The 6,115-nt window shown below is 31.8% G+C and carries 3 protein-coding genes; all 3 read left to right on the forward strand.

All coding sequences use genetic code 11. The annotated features are described in order from the left end of the window. Positions 1 to 511 precede the first annotated feature (511 nt). Genes J416_RS09315 through J416_RS09325 form a run of 3 tightly spaced genes read left to right on the forward strand, consistent with a single transcriptional unit; the run spans position 512 to position 5,602 of the window. Positions 512 to 1,270: a DNA methyltransferase family protein gene (locus J416_RS09315; protein WP_003469307.1), complete on the forward strand. Its 759-nt coding sequence runs from the start codon at positions 512 to 514 to the stop codon at positions 1,268 to 1,270. After that, entirely contained in the window at positions 1,263 to 4,574 is a 3,312-nt protein-coding gene (locus tag J416_RS09320; protein WP_003469308.1) for a DEAD/DEAH box helicase family protein, read from the forward strand. Before J416_RS09315 ends, J416_RS09320 begins: the two co-directional genes overlap by 8 nt. After that, positions 4,571 to 5,602: an Eco57I restriction-modification methylase domain-containing protein gene (locus tag J416_RS09325; protein ID WP_003469309.1), complete on the forward strand. Its 1,032-nt coding sequence runs from the start codon at positions 4,571 to 4,573 to the stop codon at positions 5,600 to 5,602. Before J416_RS09320 ends, J416_RS09325 begins: the two co-directional genes overlap by 4 nt. Positions 5,603 to 6,115 lie beyond the last annotated feature (513 nt).

A 6,115-nucleotide genomic window follows, 5' to 3' on the forward strand; every position in this document is an offset into this window, starting at 1 on the left:
AGATGGTTCATAGGGAAGACCTCTTTTCTGTGAATTTTGTCTGCTAACTTTATTCTACAAAAAAGGGTCTTCCTTTTTCTATGCTCACGGAAGATTTAATATCTATTTACACAAACTATTTTACACTCTCAGAGCAAAAACTGTCTAAATTAGTTTAGCGATTAAAACGGTTTAATATTATGTATTTAACCATGAGAAATAGAAATATTGTTGATGCAGCCTATTATCATGTTCGTTGTTTGGATTTATCGATTTGTTGGTTTATCAAATCAGCAAAACTCAATAATATAGTATGTCTCATTGTTACGCATTATCATCCAAGCAATAATACAGTACTGTTTATGGTAGAAATTAACTTTAAAAGGGTTGGTAGAAGCTGAGAAATAACCAATCGTTTTTTCTTCAGTATATTTGATTAAACTTTTATATGGTAAAATAGAAACAGAATTTTATGAATTGAAAACAAGTAATTATTTCAATTGTATTGTTTATGTTGGGGGGGGTTCTAAATTTGGAAGAGATAGGAATTAAAAATAAACATCGTGTACAGAAACATGGGGAAGTATTTACACCAAAGAAAATAGTAAAAAGTATGTTAGAAATACAAGAAGTGAATGAAGCCTGTAAAAGTTTAACGTCAACTTTTTTAGAACCTTCTGCTGGAGAGGGTGCTTTTCTCACTGCAATCCTTGAAAGAAAGCTAAATATAGTTGTAGAACAATATAATGATGGTCTTGAAAGATTTGAGAATTATTCTTTGTTAACTTTAACTAGCCTTTATGGTATTGAATTGTTAGAAGATAATGCACAGACGTGTGTATTAAATATGTTTCAAGTCTATTATGATATTTATAAAGAACAAGTTCAGCTTCATAATGGAGAGTTAAAGAAAAAGGTATTAGATAGTGCTAAGGAGATCATTTCATCTAATATAAGGCAAGGAGACTTTTTATCTAGGAATACAATAGATGGTAAGCCGTTGGTATTTAGTGAATGGTCTCCAATTAATATGAGAAAGACAACTAAAAACATTAAAATACAGAGAACAGAATACACTTTAGATGAAATTTATGAAAATACCGAAAAGGAATTCGGGGAAATTATCAATAAAGCTATAAATAAAACCATAGAGCCGTATAAACAATTAGATATGTTTGAACTTTTAGAAGAAGATGTTGAGAGTGAAAAGGAAATTTCTAAAAAGATGCGATATATCCCCGTTAACATAACAGATGTGTATACTAAAGAAATGGAGGAATTTTATGAATAAGACAATAATCAAGCCTTTTGATGAAATTGAATATAAAGTGTATGGTTATACTTTACCTGAAGTTCCTAGTCATGATGGATATGTAAAAATCGGTGATACAACAAGAAGTGCAGTACAACGAATTTTTGAACAAGTTGGGACTGCTGGATTAACCCCTGAAGTTTTATTTGAAAAGAAGGCACAGAAATCAGATGGAGAATGGTTTCGAGACAAAGACTTACATAGATTTCTGATTCAAAACGGAATTCAAAAGGAAAACTTTAATGGTCGTGCAGATGAGTGGTTCTATTTTAATGGTACACCTGATAAAGCTGAAAAATTAACCAATAAATTTATCAATAGTGACTATGATGAAATACAAATTGATGATGAGCGTTCGGACTATATATTAAGAAATGAACAACAACAGGCAGTTGAGAAAACATATGAGTATTTTCAAAGTGCTCAGGAACCAAAAGAATTCTTATGGAATGCTAAACCGCGTTTTGGTAAAACATTAACCACTTTCGAATTTATAAGAAATTTAAAAACTACCAACGTTTTGATCGTAACTAATAGACCTGCGATCGCAAATTCATGGTATGAGGACTTCAATAAATTTATTTCTTGGCAAGAGCCACAAATGAAATTCGTATCAGAAACGGAAGCGTTGAATGGAAAAGCTATGACAAGAGAGGAATATCTTAAATTTATTGATACCACGTCTTATTCTGATCCTTCTCAAATCACCTTTATTTCATTACAAGACTTAAAAGGAGCAAAATTTGCTGGTGGTAAACACGATAAATTAGAATGGATATCTGGTTTAAATTGGGACTTGTTAGTTATTGATGAAGCGCATGAAGGTGTAGATACGAAAAAAACAGATAGAGCATTCAGTCAAATAAATAGAGAATTCACTCTACACTTATCTGGCACACCGTTTAAAGCTTTAGCTAATAATAAATTTTCTGAAGACCAAATATTTAATTGGTCTTATGTTGATGAACAAGAGGCCAAACAGGAGTGGGATCCAACAATTGGTAGTAATCCGTATGAAAGCCTACCAACTTTAAACCTGTTTACGTATCAAATGAGTAAAATGATTGAGGCAGAAGTGTCTGAAGGAATAACATTAGAGGAAAAGCAAAATGTTGATTATGCTTTTGATTTAAATGAGTTTTTCAGAGTGAGAGAAAATGGTCGGTTTGTTCATGAGGATAGTGTTATGAGTTTTCTTGATAATCTAACATCTGGGAAATTTCCATTCTCTAGTGAGGAATATCGTAGTGAACTAAATCATACTTTTTGGCTCTTGCCACGCGTAAATGCTGCAAGGGCACTTGAAGCACTACTGAAGCAGCACCCTATCTTTAAAGAATATAAGGTAGTATTGGCAGCAGGAGATGGTGTTAGTCTGAATGATGGTATAGAAAAAGAGGCGCTTGACTTCAAAAAGAACACAAAGAGCTTTGATAAAGTAAGACGTGCTATTGAAAAATTCGATAAAACAATAACGTTATCAGTAGGGCAACTGACAACAGGTGTAACTATTCCTGAATGGACAGCTGTTTTCATGTTGAATAATATTGAATCCCCTAGTTTATACTTTCAAGCTGCTTTTAGGTCACAAAATCCACACGAATTTGAAAAGGGAGGAAAAATATATCGAAAAGAAAATGCTTATATATTTGATTTCTCCCCTGATCGAACATTAAAACTTTATGATGATTTCGCTAATAATTTAACGGGTGGTAGTTCTAAAACATCGGAGAAAAGAAAGAACAAAATAAAAAAACTCTTAAACTTCTTTCCTGTTATCGCTGAAGATGAAGATGGTTCTATGCAAGAAATCGATGCAACAGAAGTGTTAACAATACCTACTCGTATAACATCACAAGAGGTTGTTAAAAAGGGGTTTATGAGTAATTTATTGTTTGCTAATATATCAGGAATCTTCTCAGGGGATTCCCCTTTTAAAGAAATTTTAGAAAAGATTCCACCAGAGAAAAACAAACGATTAGATGATCGTCGTGAAATCCCTGTTGCAGATCCCCCCTTAGATGATGAAGGAAATGTAGAAATACCTGATGAAGTGGTGATAGGTAAATCGAAAGAACTTTTTGGTGATAAAATATATTCAACTATAGATATTGTTGATAAAGCGTTATCTTCATCAGAAGAAGCAGAGGAAAAGCAAGAAAAGATTGTTAAACATTTGGCCAAGGATATCACAGAATCATTTTCTGACGGTTTTACAAACTTAAAAGATTCGTTTGACTTAAGTAAAACACAAGTTGAAAAAGTGGAAAATTCAGTAAACACAGCGTTAGAAGATATGATTAGTGAAAAAAGCTTAACTCTGAATAATCAAATAAAAGAAATAGAAAAGGAGTATGAAAGTAAAATATCAGAATCAGATTCAAATAAAGACGAAGAGATTCTAGTAGCAACATATCAACAGTTTGAAGAAAAGAAGCAGGAAATTAAAAACTCCTTTGAAGAAGAAATTAATAAAGAGGTTGAAAAAACAGTCAATACCGCAGTAGAAGAACAAATAGAAAAGGTAGAAGAAAAGAAAAAGAAAACAACAGAAGATGATGTTCGCGATCATTTACGTGGATTTGCGAGAACAATACCTTCTTTCTTGATGGCGTATGGTGATGACAATACAAAGTTATCAAATTTTGAAAAAAATATTGATGAAGAAACTTTTGAGAATTTAACAAGTATTACTATAAATGAATTTAAGAAACTTCGAGATGGATTTGAATATGTTAATGATAATGGCGAAGAAAAAGCAATTCCCGGGCTTTTCAATGAAGTAGTGTTCAATGCTGGTATTCAAGAGTTTTTAGACACCAAAAAGCGTTTAGCAAATTATTTTGATGATAGCTTGCAAGAGGATATTTTTGATTATATCCCGCCCCAGAAAACAAATCAGATATTTACTCCAAAAAATGTTGTTAAAAAAATGGTCAACGTTTTAGAAGAAGAAAATCCAGGTATATTCTCTGATAAAACGAAAAGGTTTGCTGATTTACATGTTAAAAGTGGCTTATACATTACCGAGATAGTCAAGAAATTAAACGATGGATTAAAAGAGCAAATTCCTAACCAACAAGAACGTATTAAATGGATTCTCGAAAAACAAGTGTATGCATGTGCACCAAGTAATATTATTTATAATATTGTTAAGAACTTTATTTATAATGGAATGGAAGGTGTTTCAACAAGTAATTTACGAGAAATTGACACAATGAAATTATCAGAAGATGGAGCCTTGGCCTCAAATATTAACGAAGTTATGGAGATGATAACTTGAAGTTTGATGTAATTATAGGTAACCCTCCTTATCAAGATGAGACAAGTGATACCAGTTATAATCCTATATACCACTTGTTTATGGAGGAATCATACAAGTTGGCAGAAAAAGTCGAGTTTATTACTCCTGCCAGATTTTTATTCAATGCAGGCAAAACACCGAAAGCTTGGAACAGAAAGGTTTTGAATGACGAACATATAAAGGTTGTTTATTATGAACAAGATAGTTCAAAGGTATTTCCTGACACTAATATACCAGGTGGGATAGCTATAACTTATCGAGATGTTAATAAATCATTTGGGGAGATAGGTACCTTCACGCAACTCCCTGAACTAAATTCTATATTGGATAAAGTTACTGGTGAAACAACTTTTGAATCTATTATAGATAATATATTTCCACAAAATAAATTTAACTTGGATGTCTTGTATGAAGATTATCCTAAATATAAAAACATTATTGGTAGTGAAGGGCGTGAAAAAAGGATTACAACCTCAATAATTCAGCAATTGGATATTTTTACGGAGGTACCTACTACTCCTGATGATGTAAAGATAATTGGGTTGATTAATAACAAACGTGTGAATAGATTTATACATCCTAAATATATTGAGAAACATCAAAATCTACATTTGTATAAAATCATTTTACCTAAAAGTAATGGAAGTGGAGCTATAGGAGAAATTTCAAACACTCCTTTAATCGGAACTCCAATAATGGGAACCCCATTAATTGGTTACACACAATCGTTTATTAGTATTGGTTCGTTTGAAACAGAATTCGAAGGAAATGCAGCATTAAAATATATTAAAACTAAATTTGCTAGAACTATGTTGGGTACTCTTAAAATAACTCAGGATAACAATAAAGATACTTGGCTTAATGTTCCTCTACAGGACTTTACACCTAATTCAGATATTGATTGGTCGAAGTCCATTGCTGAGATTGATCAACAATTATATGGAAAATATAATCTGGATGAAATAGAACGAGATTTTATTGAAAATAAGCTAAAAACAATGGAATAAAAAAGTGAAAGAATGCTTGGAAAGTGTTTGTCAATATAGGGTATAGGGTTTTTATAAAAAGACCACAAATTATACTAAGGGTGTTAGAAAAACCTTTTGTAATTTAGGTATTTGTAAAGTAACGAGGTTGTTTGTATGTCAACACAAAACTAGAAATAAATGCTGAGATCTTTTGGTATTCTTCTACTCATCCATTAAAGATGTAAGGTTTTAATTTGTATTCTATAATAGTCTTAGTGCGAGGTTTTACTGATGCATATAGCTACATGAAATTTTCTAGAATCTGAGGTTTAGTTCTATGTTTCCAATTCAATTTTATGTTTGAATCAAGTGTGCATGACCTTTATGAAACTGTTCGATTAAGTTTAACCTGTGCACTAGTCGAGAGTGTAAAATAGTTTGTGTAAATAGATATTAAATCTTCCGTGAGCATAGAAAAAGGAAGACCCTTTTTTGTAGAATAAAGTTAGCAGACAAAATTCACAGAAAAGAAGTCTTCCCTATGAACCATCT

The sequence above is a fragment of the Gracilibacillus halophilus YIM-C55.5 genome (assembly GCF_000359605.1).
Classification (GTDB): Bacteria; Bacillota; Bacilli; order Bacillales; family Amphibacillaceae; genus Gracilibacillus; species Gracilibacillus halophilus.